At 33.9% G+C, this 20,461-nt stretch carries 13 protein-coding genes and 1 pseudogene; all 14 read right to left on the reverse strand.

Annotated elements, in window-relative coordinates:
- Positions 1–5 precede the first annotated feature (5 nt).
- On the reverse strand, positions 6–2,378 hold the full coding sequence (gene secA2 / locus KV696_RS04075; protein WP_219966926.1) for an accessory Sec system translocase SecA2: 2,373 nt from the start codon (positions 2,376–2,378) through the stop codon (positions 6–8).
- Positions 2,371–2,811 (reverse strand): accessory Sec system protein Asp3, encoded by a 441-nt coding sequence (gene asp3 / locus KV696_RS04080; protein ID WP_219966927.1) that lies wholly within the window; start codon positions 2,809–2,811, stop codon positions 2,371–2,373. The genes secA2 and asp3 overlap by 8 nt, the downstream gene beginning before the upstream one ends.
- Positions 2,808–4,343 (reverse strand): accessory Sec system protein Asp2, encoded by a 1,536-nt coding sequence (gene asp2, locus KV696_RS04085; protein ID WP_219966928.1) that lies wholly within the window; start codon positions 4,341–4,343, stop codon positions 2,808–2,810. Before asp2 ends, asp3 begins: the two co-directional genes overlap by 4 nt.
- Complete coding sequence (asp1, locus tag KV696_RS04090) at positions 4,327–5,907, reverse strand: accessory Sec system protein Asp1 (RefSeq protein ID WP_219966929.1); 1,581 nt, start codon at positions 5,905–5,907, stop codon at positions 4,327–4,329. Before asp1 ends, asp2 begins: the two co-directional genes overlap by 17 nt.
- A gap of 9 nt (positions 5,908–5,916) precedes the next feature.
- A complete protein-coding gene (gene secY2, locus KV696_RS04095) occupies positions 5,917–7,134 on the reverse strand; it encodes an accessory Sec system protein translocase subunit SecY2 (protein ID WP_219966930.1) in 1,218 nt (405 codons plus the stop codon).
- Between the two features lie 236 nt (positions 7,135–7,370).
- A complete protein-coding gene (locus KV696_RS04100; RefSeq protein WP_219966931.1) occupies positions 7,371–9,161 on the reverse strand; it encodes a glycosyltransferase family 2 protein in 1,791 nt (596 codons plus the stop codon).
- An 18-nt stretch (positions 9,162–9,179) separates the two neighbouring features.
- Positions 9,180–10,064 carry a glycosyltransferase family 2 protein gene (locus tag KV696_RS04105; protein ID WP_219966932.1) on the reverse strand — a complete coding sequence of 295 codons (885 nt, stop codon included), beginning with the start codon at positions 10,062–10,064 and terminating at the stop codon, positions 9,180–9,182.
- Between the two features lie 22 nt (positions 10,065–10,086).
- Entirely contained in the window at positions 10,087–10,974 is an 888-nt protein-coding gene (locus tag KV696_RS04110) for a glycosyltransferase family 2 protein (RefSeq protein WP_219966933.1), read from the reverse strand.
- A gap of 14 nt (positions 10,975–10,988) precedes the next feature.
- Positions 10,989–13,052 (reverse strand): SP_1767 family glycosyltransferase, encoded by a 2,064-nt coding sequence (locus KV696_RS04115; RefSeq protein WP_219966934.1) that lies wholly within the window; start codon positions 13,050–13,052, stop codon positions 10,989–10,991.
- Positions 13,053–13,079: 27 nt separating this feature from the next.
- Positions 13,080–15,317 (reverse strand): SP_1767 family glycosyltransferase, encoded by a 2,238-nt coding sequence (locus KV696_RS10540; protein WP_219966935.1) that lies wholly within the window; start codon positions 15,315–15,317, stop codon positions 13,080–13,082.
- Positions 15,318–15,586: 269 nt separating this feature from the next.
- Complete coding sequence (locus KV696_RS10445) at positions 15,587–16,483, reverse strand: glycosyltransferase family 2 protein (RefSeq protein ID WP_373688300.1); 897 nt, start codon at positions 16,481–16,483, stop codon at positions 15,587–15,589.
- Between the two features lie 393 nt (positions 16,484–16,876).
- Positions 16,877–17,335: pseudogene (locus tag KV696_RS10450) on the reverse strand (glycosyltransferase family 2 protein); the annotation flags it as partial.
- Entirely contained in the window at positions 17,335–18,537 is a 1,203-nt protein-coding gene (locus KV696_RS04130; RefSeq protein ID WP_258318550.1) for a glycosyltransferase, read from the reverse strand. The pseudogene KV696_RS10450 and the gene KV696_RS04130, both read right to left, overlap by 1 nt.
- A 154-nt stretch (positions 18,538–18,691) precedes the next feature.
- A complete protein-coding gene (locus tag KV696_RS04135) occupies positions 18,692–20,440 on the reverse strand; it encodes a glycosyltransferase family 2 protein (RefSeq protein ID WP_219966937.1) in 1,749 nt (582 codons plus the stop codon).
- Positions 20,441–20,461: the final 21 nt, after the last annotated feature.

The raw sequence follows: 20,461 nt of genomic DNA on the forward strand, positions 1-20,461 counted from the left end.
TCTTTTTATGGGAAATGAGTCATAATCTCACCCTTAGGAGTGACTTCAACCAGCCCCATCAGGAGATTACGCACCATATCCGCACGGATTTGTTCTTTCATAGCTTCAAAGCCCGCGTAGGCTTCTTGATAATACTCTACGATCGGGTTTTTCTGACTAGCAGACTGCCCACCGATAGCCATAGATAACTGTTGGAGATAGTCTACCTGCTCTACCCAGTTATCATCAATAGCCTTGAGCATAGAGAGTCGTAAAAACTGTTCATACAGACCATGTTGGTCAAGTAATGCTTTCTTTTCAGAAAGTTCTTTATCAATCACCTGTTTCATAAAGCTACGAACTGCAGTTTTGTCAGCCACATTTACATAGTCTGGAACCTCTTTAATATGAAAACTAATATTGGTCACAATAAAGTGGAAGAGTAACTCTCGACTTTCATATTCTGAAGAAGTCACTTGATCTATGTAGCTAGCAATGATTTCATCCACAACATCCTCTAAGTCACGAGAACCATCTATTAGACGATTCCTTTCTTTATAAATCATATCGCGTTGGATATTCATGCTCTCAGCATACTCTAAGGTCTGACGACGGGCAGTGCGACCAGCGCTATCACTGGCATGCTGAGCTCTTTCAACTAATTTCCGATACTTGCGGCCCTTAAGAACCTCTGGTTGTGTCATATCTTTAACTTGATAGTCTTTGTACTTTTTATGCACCCAAGATGGCCCAAATTTCTTGATAACATCGTCCTCTAAGGATACAAAAAACTTACTCATACCAGGATCACCCTGACGGCCAGAACGGCCACGAATTTGCAGGTCAATCCGTTGGCTTTCCATCCGCTCCGTTCCAATAACAATCAAGCCCCCAAGCTCTGCGACTCCTTTACCAAGCTTGATATCCGTACCACGTCCTGCCATAGAGGTAGCCACTGTTACAGCTCCCATCTGACCTGACTCGGAGATAATCTGAGCCTCACGCGCCGCATTATTAGCATTTAGGACATTATGGGCAATCCCTTCACGAAGCAAGAGTGACGAATAGAGTTGAGACATTTCAACTGAGCCTACAAAAACGAGCAAAGGATTCCCCTTAGCATGGTATTCTTTGATGTATTCCAAAGAAGCATACACTTTTTCAGGTAAAGTCACATAGAGATTATCTGGATAGTCAATCCGTTGTCTAGGACGATTAGTTGGAATGCGTACTACAGACATATTGTAGGTTTCAATAAACTCTTTTTCTGCGACCTTACCTGTCCCTGTCATACCAGATATCTTATTAAACATTTTAAAAAGACTCTGATAGGTGATTGAGGCCATAGCCCGCGTCTCTGGAGATAATTTGACATGTTCCTTTGCCTCAATTGCCTGATGGAGACCTCCCTGCAGTTTGGTCATTTCCATTAAACGTCCTGTGCCCTTATCCACTAGTACCATTTCATTCCCACGAATGACATAGTCTTTGTCTTTTGTAAAGAGTTTATGGGCTCGAATCGCATACACTAAATGGCGAGCAAAAACCGCATGTTCTTCCTTATAAAAATGATCTATTCCTAAGAAGCTTTCAGCAGCTTTAGCCCCCTTGGTAGTGAGCCAGACCTCATCCTTCTCCTCCTTAAAGATATAGTCTTCCCCCTCTACCAAAGTCGTTACCAGCGTATCAATAATACCGTAGTGATTAGACTGAACACGCGGAGCTCCCGCAATAATAAGAGGTGTCTGAGCGCTGTCCAATAGGATATCATCAATCTCGTCAATAATAACGTAATCAAAGGGACGCAAAAATTTTCCTTCCTCATTTGAGGCCAGATTATCATTTAAATAATCAAAACCTAAATTACTATTAGTTGTATAGATGATATCTGATGCATAAATTCTTTTTTTCTCTTCTGACGTCAATTCCTCTTTTGGATCATCTGTTAAAGGTACCCCAATTGTCAATCCTAAGAAGCGATACACTTGTCCCATCTCTTCAGCATCACGTTTAGCTAGATAGTCATTAGTGGTAATCAGCATGGTACCTTTACCTGTCAGGGCATTGAGATAAACAGGCATAGTGGCTGTCAAGGTTTTCCCCTCACCAGTATTCATCTCAGCGACATTTCCCTGATGGATAACAATTCCTCCCATGACTTGGACATCATAGGGAAACATTCCCAGTACTCGCTTATCCGCTTCACGAACAACAGCAAAAGCTTCCACTAGAAGATCATCTACCGTCTCTCCTTTAGCAAGGCGCTGACGAAACTCCACTGTTTTTGCAGCTAGTTCCTGGTCTGATAGAGACTCCATCTTTCCTTTAAGGGCATTAATCTTTCTTAAAAGCCTTTTGACTTTCCGAAGTTGAAAATCTTGATATATACCTTTAAACACGATTCGTCTCCTTTATAGAAAAAGAATAGAAATCTAAGGACTCAAAACCAGCACTCAGAAGAGAAACTTGGTAGGTATAGGTATCATCAGGATAGGTAAAATCAAAGACTTTCATTTTTTCAATTTTCTCTTCAATCACATCCCCATATCTATCAAAAAATGCAATCTTTGTATAGACTCCATTTGTAGGATAGCATTCAAAATCCATACATAATTGATAATCCTGTTTTCTTTTAAGTAAGGGAAGACTGGGCTGAGTTCTAAAGGCTTGATAGTTCACACTAGAAAACCAAGTTTTTAAGATTTCTCCTGATTTTACTAAAGGATTATAAATACTTATATGGTAATCTGAATGATAGGTAAGACTAGTTCCATACATGAATGTCGCTCCTACTGTTCCCCACTGAATACCTTGTCTTTGTTTAATAATCATTGACTACCTCTTCCAAAATCTGATTCCAAAATCATACGATAAAAATGTAGAAACCAAACCACATTGGTATTTGTATCATCATTATGTCGCCCATCCGTACCTTTAGACAAAATCTTAGCCCCTGTATGGCAAAGATGTTCTACTAACTGATCGTAGGCTTTGCTGTCCATATCTTCATCCTTCATATAGGACAAGCCAAAAATTGTCTGGGTGAAATCAGCCTCTTTAAAAACATTCCAAAATGTCTGATCCAAATCTTTCATATGTTGGGGACTAACTCCGCCCGTCTGATGTCTCAGAACATCAAATCCTGTATTAAATACTCCTGGTGCCTCTAAACGCCCTCGTCTTGCAATAGTTCCAATATTAGCTAGTGGCTTCCCGACAATAACTGCACGCGGTTCAAAAGCGGCTCCATAATAAAGTGACGGAAAAGTTCCCATGGAAAGGCCAGATAAAATCAAATCTTTAGATGTCAAACCAAGATAATCCAAATAATATTGAATGGTTTCCTTAATCTTATTCTCTAATTCTTGGCTACCAAGGTAAAAGGCTCCTCCCTCGAGACGAGGATCTGAGAATAGAAGAAAAGGACATCCTAAATTTTTCATCATCCAATACCCCTCAAACCCCTCGGCAGGACGAAAACCCGAAAAATAAACAGCCAAGGGAGGTTTAAAATCTCCTGGATGGAAGAAATAATTAATCTCATCACGTTTACCATCATGTATGATATTTCCCCCTAAAACAAACTTCCCAAACTGTTTTCGACTCCAGCGCTGATGAAGATTTCCCAATTGAAGTTTGCCTTCGCCACTCCCTTCAATCGATATATATATCAAATAATTAGCCTCTTTACTATCCATAATAATAGCTTTTTCTAAATCAGCTTCTAGATATATTTTCTCTTCAAAAAATTCATCTACTGAACCATCCCATATCTTGCGAACCACTATCCGAAATTCACAATTTCCTTGTTTTTCGTACTCTAACCATAGTTCTATGGGTAAGTTTTTATAGACCATAAAATTATAAGGCCAGTAAGCTAGTTGTTGGAAATCCTCTCCAAAATGCCCTTCCAAAGTCACGTGTTCAAATCCTTGATAAGAAATAGCTCCTTCAAAGGAGGGATGAATTTGGATACCAGATGGAAATAGTTTATCACCGTAACCTCCACCAAAGAGAGAAGTGGACAAATCATTGATTAATTGCTGAGGATCTGAGAAGTCTACAGCCTGAGCACACCGCTTTTTTAAGCAATCAAGAATGCCCAAATCTGACGTTTGAAAATCTTGACTATAAAGTAGAGTATAGGGTTCGATATGGTGCACAAAAGGCAATAAATCTCTTATATATTGACCATCTTCTATCAAGATTGCATGAAAATTTGTGATGCTATCCATCTTCATCATTTTACGGAGGGCTAGCGGTGAGTTGGGGCAGAGATAGTACCAATCCATATTTTTAGGAATTTCATAATGATGAGCCCAATTATCAATCCCTATCTGTAGGATTTTATAGTCCTTTGACATCAGTAACCTCCTCAATCCAATGATGCAATTTATCTAAGAAACGTTGGCCAGTATGTTCCTTGATTTTATCAATAGAGTAAACTAATGCTTGATTCCATTCTTTCAATTTATCTATATAGTAATGTGCAGCCGTTGAAAACTCTATCACATCTGAAATTAAATAGCCATTTTTCAAATGTTCTACATAAACAGTTTCAACCCGATTAATCTGAGGAATTCCCGCACTAATACCTGCTATTTGAGTATAGAGATGAGGTTGTTTATTCAAGTCTACAATCAAACGAACAAACTCTAATGTCTTAATCAAATCCAACTCATCATTCATATTGACAAATTGAAAACGTAGTTCCTGCTCTTGATTTTCTTCTAAAGGATTTTCTGCCCCACCATAATCTAGACCTTTTTCTAAACTATCCGTATGGATTTGATCCTGAATGATTTCATTGACAAGTGATTCCACTTCTTCAATTTGTTCCTGACTAGCAGAAAAGGCTCCAAAAATGACCTCTGTATTTTTAGTTTCTGAAATAAATAACAAAACTTGAGTCAATGCTTCCCTATCAATTTCTTCGTTGAAATCAAGTTGATAGTAAATGATTGATTCCTTTCGAGTTTGACTTCGTCCCAGACGTAAGCGTGTATCAAAAGGAGAGAGATGGTAAAATTTATTAGAAAGTTCAGGATATAGTTCCTGCAAAAGTTGTAAACTATCCTCTCTATCCACTAACACCAAACTAGCTCGGTCAACCGATACTGATAACTCTCTAAAGGTATTCTGTGAATTACGATTGATAAAGAGACTCAAAATTTTAGGATTAGTACTTGGAATATGATCAAAGATAAACTGATCATGGTAAGGATGCGACGGAATGATAAAAATATCTTGCTTTTTCTGATTTTTTTTCAAATATTTATCAAAAAATTCTGCCACCAAATGCTCCATATTTCGATATTTAAGCAATTTAAATCGATAGGCAAAAATAGGATTGATCTCTATTCTACCTTCCTCTTGAATATACTCCCTAAATCGCCAAATTCCTTTAGGATCCAGATAGTCTTGATAAATAGCTTGTCCATCCTCAAAATAGATTACACTAGATACAAATCCTCTGTCATCCATGATATAGCGCTTGCTCATCTGACCATTTGGATCAAAATACCGAATGTCACTAATAAAACCCTCTACTCCATGCTCTATCTGAGCATATTTTTTACCGTTTTTTTGCACGATAATAGCAAAGGGACTATAAAGAAATTGGCAATCACTATCCCACTCTATGTCTCTAATGTTAAGAACCTGAGAATGCAGTCCATAGAAATCTTGCATATCATCAAAAACAGAGTAGACATCTGTCTCTAAAACACCCTGTCTATGTAAAAAATAACGCAAATGCGGTTGATAAGATAGAACCAATAAGCGAGATGCTATACCTTGTCTTTGAAAAAGACGTATTTGATTAAAGGTATCATCAAACTCAAAACGAAATTGTGAATGGTACCAAGGAATCACATCCGCATGCCACTGGCGTTCTGAACCATACCAAGCTGGAATAAAATAATACATGACACCCTCCTAAATCAATGGTTTATAAGTTTCGTTTAATCTCAGAGCCTTCACTTCATCTCTGACCGTGAAAATCATACCTCCGAACATCATAAACAAACCAGGAATCATTGCCACTCTAAGTAGTTTCTCATCAACTAATACAAATAGCATCGGGCCCCCAGCCATTACTACATTAAACACAGCACCAATAAGAGAAAACCTAAGAACCAATCGATTGATGAAACGACTCGTTTCTTCACCCGGATAGACTCCATAAATGTATTCCCCTGATTTCTTCATTCGATCTGAAATTTGTTCCCCACTCATATTTACAAAAGCAAAGGCTATACTAAAAATAAAAAGAATAATCATATACATATAAATCCACAATGGTTTCCCCATTGTATACTGAGATGAAATTTCAGTGAAAAGTAGATTTTCCGGAAAGATCGTCTGTAATAATAACAACATATAAGTCGGTAAACTCAAAAAAGTCATTACATACATAAAAGGCATCCCCCCAGCAGGATTGAGCATAATCTCAAAATAAGAATATCTCTTAAAACGATTATGCAGACCAATCTTATGAACGGCTATACGATAACGAGCACGATAAAGCAGAGCTACCAGATAAGTGAAAACAATCCCCATAATAATCAAACCGATTAAAACAAAAAGAGGTATGGGAACAGTCCGAAACGTTTCAATCAAATCTTGAGGAATGTTTAAAACCATTCCAATCAATAAAATAATCATAGAGCCCCCGATACCTACCGTTGCATTGATGTCTGATAACCACACCAAGAAAAAAGCACCCGCTATCAACAGACAGGTATTGAGGACGATAACCAATATTTTAGGTACATTTGATTGAATTGGTAGATTTAGAGAAATAGCTAATGCTTGAATCAAAGCAATAAACAAGGTTAAGTACATCTGTCTTCTATTTTGTATCTCAATAGCTCCAGATACCAGATTTAATTTTTTTGAAAAAGAAAGCATCTGCCATAAAATCATCGAAGACATCCAGGGAGATAGCCCTACTGAAAACAAGGATAAACTTCTCAAATTTCCACCTGTCATTGCTGTAGAAAAAGCCAAATAAGCAGCTGTCCCTCCTAAGAATTCCCTATTATTCATATCTACAAAGGGAAGGGTTAATCTACTCCCCACTATAAATATGAATATAAAAAATAATGTCGCTAGACCTTTTTTAACTGCGATAGATGAAAAAATATTTCTCATGTTCAATCCTACTCTCTAAAACTCGTTTCTAGTCTATTTCTACTGAGTAATTTATAATCAATACACCATCAGGTATTATAAAATTTTTTATTGATTTTCCACGTTACCATTATAACAAAAAAAGCAGAAAAAATCTGCCTCTAACTCCCTCAGGGAAATAATGAAAAAGTACTATATTAGTGAATCAAATAGATTATTTTTATCCACTATCAGTTCATTGGACCTCCTTAATTCTTTTAATCATTATCTATAAGGTTCAATATTTCTGTATATCTCCTAAAAATTTCAGTATCTTGTAGACCAGCTTCTTTTGCTTCTTCCCATCCCTTTCTTATGTATCCTAAAGTGTTTTCCTTTTCATCAAAACTATTCCATCCCTTTATGGTATAGATAGCCAAACGTTCTAATACATACTCTAACTTGTCTATTAAGAGCTTTTCAGTTACTGTATTAATAATGCTTCCTTCTTTACCTATCCTATATATATACAAAGATTTATTAATATAAGTACTGCAAGATGATTTCGCAAATAATTTATAATTTGTTCGACCGTCTTCTATAAGTTTACCTTTTGGAAACTGAATATTATCAAATAAGCTTCGACTAAAAAGAATTCCCCAACTCGTTATAAAAGAATAATCACGTCGTTCCAACAAAGGGAGTCGATTAATTAACTCTTTCCTTTCATATGTTTCCTCATAATAGTCATCCCATACATGAACTAAATAATGGTTTTCTTTAACGTCAAATTGTGTATAGTTTGAAACAACGATTTCAGAATCATTTTTTAAAGCAGCTTGATACATATCATCAATATATGTTGGTTCAACCCAATCATCTGAATCAACAAAGGTTAGATACATACCATTTGATCTTTCAATACCATAATTTCGTGCATCAGATAGTCCTCCATTTTCCTTTTCAAAATATCTGAATCTACTATCTCTAGCAACATATTCTTGACAAATTTCTCCAGATGAATCTGGTGAACCATCATTTATCAATAAAACTTCTATATTTGAATAGGTTTGGTGTTCAATACTATCCAAACACATTCGAAGATAGCTCTCGACATTATAGATTGGGACAATAATGCTAATTAATTCTTTAGGTCCTCCCATATCACTATAAGATTCGTCAAATAAAAACGGGTACTCCTCTCGTTCTGCTAACTCTAATTTTCTACGGATCTGAGATGCCTCATCTAGAAATTGATGCTCCTCTAACTGGTCTAGATTTCTCTTTAGAACATAACGATACATATTAAAAGAAAGACCGATATCGATACCATCAATATCCTTAGTAAATTTTATTCTTTCTTCTAATGCATCAATATAATCTAAATGTTTTAAAGAAAATACACTCGACATTCCAGTATTATTAATACGATATACATACGAATCGACGTTAAAGGTGTATATACTACGAGCCTTCAAATATAACTTCCATATAATAAATTGGTCCTCTGCATACTTTCCGTACTGAAAACGAAGTTCCTTGAATAAATCTCGTTTAAATAATTTTCCACAAACAATAGAAAAATTTAAAAAGGGAACATCAAACATAGAATCTAGGTGTTGAATAGCTTGAGCACTCGTAAATGATACCAGAGAATCACTAGAAAAGTGATCCTGGTATAGCCAAAAAGTTCCATTCTCAAAACGAGAGAAACCTCCTATCGTGATATCGGCATTAGTCAATCTACTCGCCAAAAACAAATTCTCAAGATGTTTTTCATTTACAAAATCATCCGAATCAATAAAAGTCAGGTATTCTCCCTGAGCCCTTTCTATTCCGTAATTACGAGCATCAGATAATCCCCCATTCTCCTTTTCAAAATAATGAAAGCGACTATCTTTTGCAACATACTCTCTACAAATATCCCCTGAAGAATCAGGAGATCCGTCATTTATCAGAAGTACCTCAAAATTTGTAAAAGTTTGTCCTAAAATACTGTCTAAACATTGCCGAAGATATGGTTCTACATTGTACACTGGTACTATGATGCTTATCTGAGTTTCTCTCATATTATTCCCTCTCACTATCTAGTTCTCATCCTGAGAAATCAATATTAAATTTTCCTTAATATGGCGATATGTTTCTGTATCTTCCATACCCCAAATCATTCTCATATTATATTCCGTAATTTTCAAAAAGGTTATATAACGATCAAAATGCTTCGTCACATCATATCCCATAATAGCTAAAAGAGCTAGACGTTCTGCTACATGATTTAGTTGAGCAGTGACTAAAGGATAAATTTTGCTCTTAGTTATTCCAGAGTCATTTTCTCTATAAACATAAGTGTCTTTGTGAGCATATACAATTTTGTCTACTTGAGTGTAAATTTTATAGATTAATGCAACATCTTCACCTATAACACCTTTGGGGAAGCGTAAAAATGAAAATACACTCCTCTTGTACAATTTTCCCCATATAGTAGAAAACGACAAATCATTTCTTTCAAGAATAGCTAAATTATCTAATAATTCTTCTGAACTATAATTTTTTTCATAGTACTCTCCAAATGTATGAAGATAGAAAGTAGCAGTAGAGGTCTGATAATTAGAATAGTTTACGATAGAGATGTCTACATTATTGCTTACTAATGCAGTATAAAGAACATTCAGATGCATTTTATCTAAAAAATCATCCGAATCAACAAAAGTAAGGTATTCTCCCTGCGCCTGTCCAATTCCATAATTTCGAGTATCAGAAAGACCACCATTTTCTTTTTCAAAATAACGAATACGTGAATCTTTTTCAGCGTATTCTTGACAAATGAGGCCTGAGCTATCTGTCGAACCATCATTTACCAGAATAACTTCATAATTACTAAAAGTCTGCTCTAAAATGCTATCTAAACATTGTTTAAGATACTCTTCAACATTATAAACCGGCACAATAATACTGATTAATTGATTTTCCATCTTTCACTCTCTTTTATTTTTTTTAAAATAGGTAATCCCCATTCTCAGCATGTTCCAACTTTTCGCGCACTGTTGCTTCTTCTTGAACAAATCCACTCTCTTCTAACATAGAAATATTCCTATTCAAAGCAAACTTATACTGCTTGAATGCCAACTCCATAGGATAACCCAATTCGGGCATTTCCATTAATGCCTGGATACGCTCCTCAATCGCCTCAATAAAATCCAAGTGAGATAGACTATAATTTTGCGTCAATCCCTTGTAATTCACCCTATAGGCATAGACATCTGACTGATAGCGAATAATCACTTTACTTGCAAGATATAATTTCCACATGATAAATTGATCTTCTGCATATTTTCCTTTAGGAAAACGGATTGTCTCAAACAAATTCTTTTTAAATAACTTACCCCATACAGCCGAATAACGAAGAAGAGTATAATCTTCCTCATCATCCATTCCCATAATGGCTTCCTTAGAGCTCACTGGATACAGTAGTTCTTCTTTTGGGACTGGATAAAAATAAAACATCCCTTCATCAAATCGGCAAAATGATCCTACAACAATATCGGCATTTGTCAAAACACTAGCATAGTACAAGTTTTCGATAGTTTTCTCGAACATAAAGTCGTCTGGATCGCAGAAAAAGATATAATCTCCACTAGCACAATCCAAACCCACATTACGTGCATCCGACTGTCCACCATTTTCCTTATCAATATAGATAAAACGTGAATCATCTTTTGTTAATTCTTTTGCAATCTTGATACTATCATCTAAACTGCCATCATTCACAATAATAACTTCCAAATTCCTATAGGTCTGCGATAAAATATTATGAATACAATGTTCTATATATTCTTCAACATTATAGACAGGGACAACAATTGATATTAATGGAAAATCCATATATTTACACCTTTCTACTTAGACAAATCTACAACAATTTGACTATTATAGTCTTCATCCTCTACAAATTCAATTCCCTGGTCAAAATTAAATTCTGCTGTATGCTTATGTTTTAGTTGTACCTTTGTCTCTGCCCCCATTTTCATCCATTCATACTCTGGATCAATATGTCCAAGATCTAAGGCACGATACCCTAATTGAGATAAGCGATAAGCCAATATTTTAGCCGTCGGCCCAAGCATAAGTAAAATTATTCGTCCTGACGCATGATCTAGAATGGCTTGCTGAATAGCATCCACCTTTGAAAAAGCATGGTGAGAAGGGCAAATAATGCGTTTTATGGAAAGAACATTGTTAAATAAGTCATTACCAACTCCTGATCGCGTAGTTGCTCCCTCAACAATGAGTATATCTTTATTCTCAAATAAAGATTTGATTTTTTCAAATTGAGTAATAGCATGACTCTTATCTTTATTATCAATGTAGGGTCTTGAAATCCAAGTTGAACCATATACTTTTGCCCGACAAGTCTCTTGGAAAAATCTTCCATAATCATCCAAAACTTGTTTCCAAAATTTTTCTGAATCTTCATTTTGGAGAAAACTTCCCTTAAATATCTCAAAAATCTCTGGTAAACAAATTAATACTTTATTTTCTGTATCATCTGCATGTAACAATATTTCTCTCATTTCTTGAGCTAAATCTTCTTGATACTCCTGATATGCGATACTATTTCCATTTATCAAGTTGAACTCACCATCCCCAAATCGAACCAAGGATTTCTCCGTTTCCAAAAGTTCATCCAAGGTTTCATCTATAGACATGACTGAAATATCAAATAATTCTTCTTGTTTAAATGTTTGACGAAATTTATCGGCTCCAATTTCATAGAATAAACGGATCGCATCCTCCATTTTTTCTAACTCCTGTCTTAGAAAAAGATATTGAGGTACATTCCCTTTATGAGTAGCATAAAAGGAAAAAATAGGCTTATTCATCTCACTCATTCTTTCCAAAATCGCCTCATCTATATCCCCATGATTGATATTAAGATAAGCATCCATATTTTCTAGTAGTTGATCAAAAGTAGCTGGGGTACACTCAGGATGTAGATAAATATTATCTCTTTTACCCAGAGCACTTAGCCATGGTCCGAACACCGTATAGGCAGCTATATGAAAACGATGCTCTGGAAAGGTACTGGCTAAATGTTCAATTCCTTCAAATTGTTCTGTTTCTGTTAATGTAAAGAAATCTAATCCTTGCTTTTCTTTTTGCAAAGAAAATTCCCCTAGGTGATGTGCTAAAACTTGAGAAAGTTCTAAATTATAAAATTCCCACCATTTTTCTCTATATCTGTATGATGTCGAACTATTCCAGGGCTTTCTATAGGTTGTGTAATGAATAATAAGAGGACTATCCTTCATATAAAAATGGTCTTGCCAGTTACTATAAAATGCTACGATATCATGACCAACCTGAACATTGAATCGCTTATCCAACTCCAACCAATTATCCTTAAAGATCTGGTTAAGAACTCTATGGACATTCTTGGAGGTTTCTGATTCCAACTGTTCATTTTCCAAATTTGCATGTAGTTCTAAGCACTTAGTCGAAATACTTAAATCTCTCCATTTAACAGCATCAATAAGCAGAACCCCGGTATTAAAACTGCCATCTATATCCTTTACAGCAGCTACTGGAAATCCTTCTAAATCCGTAGACAAAATCGACTTTAAAGGACCATTTACAAGGGTATCACTATCAAGATAGAGAACCTTCTCCCTATCCACTAGATCTGCAATAAAATACTTAGCATAGGGCATTAGACTACTAGAAGATGACGTTTCTAATTGAGATGAGATCTTCCCCATATCAAATGGAATACTGTATACATTCCCTCCCAACATTTTTACAATGCGTCTTATTTTTCTAAACCAGTCAGGCATAATGCCTTGGTTAATGATATAAAAATCAACTGATTTATTGTGATACATGATAGACTTCATAGTCACAGCCAATTGTTCTGTATAAGCTTGATCAGCAATCAAAACGATTGCAAGTCTTTCTGATGTCATCTCTCCTCCGAAATACCATATCCAATACTATTCTTCACTCAAGTCAGCGACAATTTGACTCAAGTATTCATCATCATTTGCTAACTCTATTTCTGTATCTAGATTAAATTCTGCGGTATGCTTGTTTCTCAATAAGACTTTCTTTTCCGCGCCCATTTGCATCCATTCATACTCAGAATCTATATGTCCAATATCAATAGCTTGAATCCCTTTAGAAGCGAGTTGATAAGCTAATACTTTTGCTGTTGGACCCAACATTAATAATATCAAACAACCTTCAGAGTGCTTGAGTATTTCCTCCATGATTTCAGTTTTCTTTGAGTAGGCATTTCTAGACGGGCAAATAATTCTCTTGATGCTCTTAGCACCATCAAATAAATCATTTCCCATTCCTGATCTAGAAGTATAGCCTTCCACTATCAGGATATCTCTTCCCTTCCAGATTTTTTTTAACTTCTCAAACTGTGATTCTGATTTTGATTTATCTAAAAAATCAATATAAGGTCTGGAAATAAAAGTTGAGCCATACCAAGGGTTATGACAATACTCTAAATAAAACTCTTCATAATCCTCTAAGTATTGACGCCAAAAGGCAAGTGCTTCTGGAACAAAGCTAAAACGGTTTTTTATACCTTCTTGTAAACCAATCACTAGCTGCGGATTACTTTGTTGCTTGACAATAAATTTCAATTCTTCTGCAAGTTTAGGATCAGATTTCTGATAATTAATAGATTGTCCTAGCATGATTGCAGCCTCTCCATCACCAAAGCGAGCGATTGAAGATTGATGCTCCAGAATATAATCCAGCGTTTCATCTATAGTCTGCACTTCAAAATCAAATGGTTTATTGGGCAATTGTTTTGTTTCTGCATAATTCCTTATTGCAGCTACCATAGCATCAACATTTTTGATAGAAAAGAGATACTGGCCTTTTTCTCCATTTTGTGTTTTATAAAAGGCAAAGCTAGGAATATTTTTTTCTAATAAACCATTAAATACACCATCTACTTCCCCACCATAGTTAATATCCAAATACAGATCCGTCTTGTCTAATAGTTTGTCAATCTTTTCTGAATCTGAGACTGGATATAGATAGACATTTTCTTTCTCGGCCAAGTTTGTCAATCGTGGTCCCATAAGAGTTCTAGCAGCAATGTTAAAATCACACTCAGGAAGCTGTTCTACTAGATATTCAATTTGTTCTAAATCCTGACTATTTGTAACTGTCAATAGTCGAATACCTCGTGATGTTTGATTGTTACTAATTCCTAATTCAAAAACTGCTTGCAATAAGAACTGTTTTGCATAAAAACCTTGACTTAGTAAAAAGGAAAAATAACGTACTCTACTAGACATTTGAAGATAGGCTTCTTCTGATAGCTGTTCTACCAAATGGCTTGCTTCCTCTAAGTTATCAACTACAAATCCCAATCCTTGCTCTACTATAAAGTCCGAGTTAGACAAGGTAGCAGGAATAATGACAGGAATCCCTGCAGCTAAATAAGTACTCAACTTATAAGAAACATTTATACTGTAATAATCGATATTTTGTTCCTCATTTTGATGTGTAGTCCAAACCAGTCCAAATCCACCTTTTGATAACTCTAAGAGCATTTCTTCATCAGTCTTCCAGCCCGCAATATGAACTTGATTTGATAAAGAAAGTTGTTCTTCATTTGAAAATACAGTTAGCGGAACTGTCCCCTCCCATGTTTTTAATTCTGGGAAACGGCTTAAATTTCCTGCAAAATAGATTTCTTTTTTAAATATAGGTTCATGTAAGTCCAAATCATGAGGATGATCCCACATTCTTTGAAAAATGATTTTTTTAACATTCAAGCCATTTTGAAGCAGTTTCTCTTTCATAGCTTCTGATGGTAAGATGATACTATCTGCCATGTTGTATAGATTGATGTAATCCTGCATCAGAAATCCATTTGCTTTAAACATTAGAGGAATCACATCATGAACAAATACTATGATTTTCACATTGAGAAGTTTCAACTTACTTAAAAACTCTCTTTCAAACTCTAGACCATTCCAAGTAGGTGTTTGAAAAATGACCACATCTCCCATTGAAACACTTGCTAGAATCCCGTCTAATCTTCTACTTCTCTCTTCTACAGTTTCAGCTGATGCATGGTAAAAATAAATCCCTAACTCTCTAAATCCTAGTTGAGTGGCAATTTTTTGGACAGCATTTTGAGCAATGGTTGCTGTACTTTCTCTAGCCATTCCATATAAATTGGTAATATGGATTTTCATATTTCTAATTAATTCCTTTCGTTGTGTTTAAGGTGCAACAACAAATTTAAATTTCTAGGTGTCATTGCTTAATAAAGGATAATAAACCACGACTGTAGTCATAAAAATTTATAATAGAATAAAAAAATAATTAAACTAGTATTTTTTAAAATTTCTTCCTCATGATTTTCTGTATTTCAATATACAATTATCAATAATTGAAAGCATTTTGACTTATATAAATGATTTAGATGTATGACCAAAATAAACTTTTCCTCTGTTCACTCACTCTACTCAGCTACCTTAAATAAAAACAGTATCTCCTCAAGCCATCTATAAGTTGCATCTGATTCTTGGTTACTATTTTTTAATTCATCTAGACTAATTTCTAAGTGAATAAGCAAATTCTCTATATAACCTCGTATATTTCTACCATTAGTAGCTAAAATAGAAATAAAACTTAACCGTTGTTGGATATCACTATACTTGTTCTTAGCATCAATATGTTTCAAACTAGCGTTTTCATACTTCCTATAATTATAAGTATCTTTGTTTATATATATTATTTTATTTGAAACAAGATATAATTTATACCAAAATTCCATATCTTCACATAAAGTGGTATACTCATTAAACCTAATTATTCCCAAAGCCTTTTTTGATATTATTTTCCCAAACGTTAAGCCATAAGATTGGTCATACCGCTCCAAAACAGGTAATTCTTCAATCAACTGATATTTTTCAAAAATTCGTTTTTCATATCCTCTCTGATAAGAATGGACATAATAACAATTATCATCCATATTAAATTGTTTATAAGTAGAAATAGCTATATCTGCTCTCTCATCCACAAGTGAATTATAAAGTACTTCTAAATAATCAGAATCTACCCAATCATCCGAATCAATAAAAGTAATATACTCTCCTTTAGAATGTTCAATACCTAGGTTACGCGCTGAAGAAACTCCACCATTTTCTTTTTCAAAATAACGAAAACGAGAATCTTTAGAGACATACTCTCTACAAATATCAGCAGAGTTATCTGGCGAACCGTCATTTATTAATAAACACTCAAAATTTTGATACGTCTGATTCAGGATACTATCCAAACACTGTCTCAAATAATTTTCAACATTGTAAATGGGTACGATAATACTTATCAGTTCCCCCTTTTCATACTCTTCGATTTGTGATAATATTTTTTCTTTTTCTTTTTGATATTTCTCTATATACTGAGCAGGTACTTTCTCACTTCTATAATTTATATGTAGCAGTTTTAATTTTTCTGCCCAAATTTTTATGTTAAGTGACTCGTCTTTGAAAAAACAATCAAATTTTTCAAAAATTTTAAATATATCTAAATCTTTCTCTGAAAACGAACTTGTAATAATAGAGTTCTCACGAATTCTATAAGTATACACAGTCTCCTGTATTTTAACCCATTTATTTGAAATGGTTACGAACTCTGGTACGACTGCTAAATCTTCAAAAATCCATCCTTCCGGAAAAAAACTACCGTGCAAAATTTTTCTTCGAATTAATTTCCCACAGGAACTATTTCTATTTTTTTCTAATGCTAGATACTCTAACTTTTCTACCGTAGTTTCTAGAACTACTTTATATGGCCCAGATTGAGGAAAATAATAGATATTTCCATCATGATAATGTTCAAACAATCCCTCTATAATATCAACACCTTCTTCAATTTGTGCCGTCATTTTTTCTAAGAATGTAGAATGAATATAATCATCACTATCCACAAAACTCACAAAAGAAGAATTAGCGCTAAGATGTTTGATTGCTGTATTTCTAGCCGAACTTAGGCCTTGATTACTTTGATTGATTAGCTTAAAGCGACTATCCACTAGATACTCTTCTGCTATTTGTTTCGAATTATCTGTAGAACCATCATTAATCATGATACATTCAAAATTCGTATAAGTTTGTTTTTGAATACTATCCAAGCACTCTTGCAAGTACTCTTCAACATTATATATTGGAACTATAATACTAATTAATTCATTCATTACCTGTACCATTACTCTCCTAAAAATTGTTTAATAACTTTTACCATTTCCTTTGGCTCTGATGAAGACAATATCTGACTTTGATTATTTGTATCATGACTCGTATTCTCAAAAGCAAATATTGGTTTCGATAAGTGGTGAACTTTTGAAATAATATTATCTATTTCTTGATTATGATTTATATCTAAATAAAAATCTAACTTACTCAGGATTTCTTGAGATTGATACGGTGTATAATTGGGGTAAAGAGATACATTTTTAAAGGTGTTCAGTACTTGTACTCTCGGTCCAAAATAACTATGGGCAAAAATGTGAAAGTGAACATTAGAGAGGTTTTCTACTAGGTATTCTATGTGTTCCAAATCTTGTGTATCTGTAAAAATAGCCGTATGAAATAAGCAAACTGATGCAATTTCACTAAACGTAGTTGGTTTACTATCAACTTGCGATAAAATTATTTGCCAATCCAAACCATTGTAAAACCACCACAATTCTCTATATCTTGTTTTTGATGAATCATTCCAAGGTTTATCTTTACCTTCAAAATGGATAATAGCAGGTTTATAGGTTTCATCCCAACTATTTAAAAACCACTCTGGCTTTTGAGCCCAATAAGCTAAGGTATCAAGCCCAACCATAAAATTATAATGAGGAGATACTTTCTTCCACTTATTTTCAAATAACAGATTTAAGACTCCCTGATCCCCATAAACTTCTTGATGTTTTTCTGCAGTTAACTCTAAAAGATTTTGACAAATATTATCAGTTTTCCACTTATGAACATTTACCATCATCATCCCTGCATTAAAAATATTGTTATACCACCCATCTGGAACGGCGATTATATAATTTTCTTCGAAATCTTTCTGAAATAACGGATCTATATTCCCGTTAACAACCATATCACAGTCTAAATACAAGGCTCTATCTTCCTTGACAAATTCTGCAATAAAATATCGAAAATAAGTCATATACTTGATGTGTTTATCAGGAGTAGAAAAATGCTTTACTTCTTCTGCATCAATTTTTATATTCAAAATTTCACAGTTTATTTTCTCTAATCTCTTATCCATCAGATAAAACCACTCTTTAGGGATATCTTCATTAAAAATGTAAAATTTCAAATCTCTATTATAGAAACAGAGCGACTTGATAACTGTTTCTAACTTATCACGATAATTATTATCCGCTCCCAAAACAATTGTTTTTTTCAACTTTAATCCTCTATAAATTTCTATCTAACTATTTCCTTATATACTTGCAAAGAATCCCAACATTCCACTTATATATTATAATTCACATTCAATCACATAAAGTAACTGTCTTCAATATACGAGATTAGAAATATGGCACTATTCAACATTTATATTATATTTCTCTGAATCCTTCTAATAAAAACAAAATTTCTTTTAACCATCTTACTGTTTCATTAGATTGTTCTTCTTCTACAAATTTTGTTTCTAAAAAGTGTAAATATGTAATAAAATCATTTACATAAGTTGCCACATTCATTCCTCTAGCTGCAATTACAGCTATAAAATTTAAACGTTGTTGAATGTCACTACGAATTTTTTCTATTTTAAAATGTTTTGAAGAATCATTACCAGTTCTATAAGTATATGTATCTTTATTTTCATAAACTATTGTCTTAGCAGTTAGGTATAATTTATACCAATACTCCATATCTTCACCGTAACTAGTACAATGATTAAAATGAATATACTTTAACAATCTTTTAGAAACTAGCTTACAACTAACGAAAATATAAGTATTATCATACTGATATAACGACGATAGAGAGTCGATTAATTCTTCACTCGTAAAAACTTTTCTATCATATCCTCTTTGATAAGAATGCACATAATAACAATTATCATCCATATTAAATTGTTTATAAGTAGAGATAGCTATATCTGCATTCTCATCTATAAGTGCATTGTAAAGGACTTCTAAATAATCAGAATCCACCCAATCATCCGAATCAATAAAGGTGATATATTGCCCTTTTGAACGTTCTATACCTAGATTACGCGCTGAAGAAACTCCTCCATTTTCCTTTTCAAAATAACGAAAACGAGAATCCTTCTCAACATACTCTCTACAAATATCAGCAGAGTTATCTGGCGAACCGTCATTTACTAATAAACACTCAAAATTTTGATAAGTCTGACTCACAATGCTATCTAAGCACTGGCGTAAATAATTTTCTACATCGTAAATTGGTACGATAATACTAATTAAGGCTTTACTTTCATAATCTGCTATTTTAGATAATAGTTTTTGTTTTTCTTGTTGGTATAACTGTTTATACTGATTATTCTCTGGTACAAATTCTATGTCATGATAATTCAAATGTAAATATTTTATTTTTTCAACTAATAATTTTGTTACATCACTCTCATCTTTAAAAAACAAGTCATACTTTCCGAATATCTTAAATACATCTAATTTTTCTTCTGAAAACTCTTTAGTAGTAATTGAGTTTGGACGAATCCTGTAACCATAGATAACTTTTGGTAATTTAATCCATTTTCCTGAATAACTTACCAACTCAGGAACAACTGCTAAATCTTCAAATATCCACCCTTCTGGGAAAAAATCTTCTGTTAATAAACTTTTTCGAAACAATTTTGGAAAAACGCTAACTCTCAGCTCATTTAATGCTAATTCTCCCAATTTGTCATCCTTGGTTAATAATACTTTTTTCTCAAAATTATGAGAGACATTATCCACTTTTATTTCATCATGGAAATATTCAATCATTCCTTCTATAATATCAACATCATCTTCAATGTGTTCTATTAAAGTTTCTAAGAAATCAGGATAAATATAATCATCACTATCTACAAAAGAAACAAAAGTAGACTCTTCTCTAATATGACTAATACCCGTATTTCTAGCTCCACTTAAACCTTTATTAGATTGATTGATTAGTTTGAAACGACTATCCGCTAGATACTCTTCCGCTATTTTTTGTGAGCTATCTGTAGAACCATCATTAACCATAATGCATTCAAAGTTTTTAAAAGCTTGATTCTTAATACTGTCTAAACACTCACGCAAATAATTTTCAACATTGTAGATTGGAACTACAATACTAATTAGTTCATTTCCCATATACTAAGTTACCTCATTTAT

Source organism: Streptococcus humanilactis (assembly GCF_019448275.1).
Taxonomy (GTDB): Bacteria; Bacillota; Bacilli; order Lactobacillales; family Streptococcaceae; genus Streptococcus; species Streptococcus humanilactis.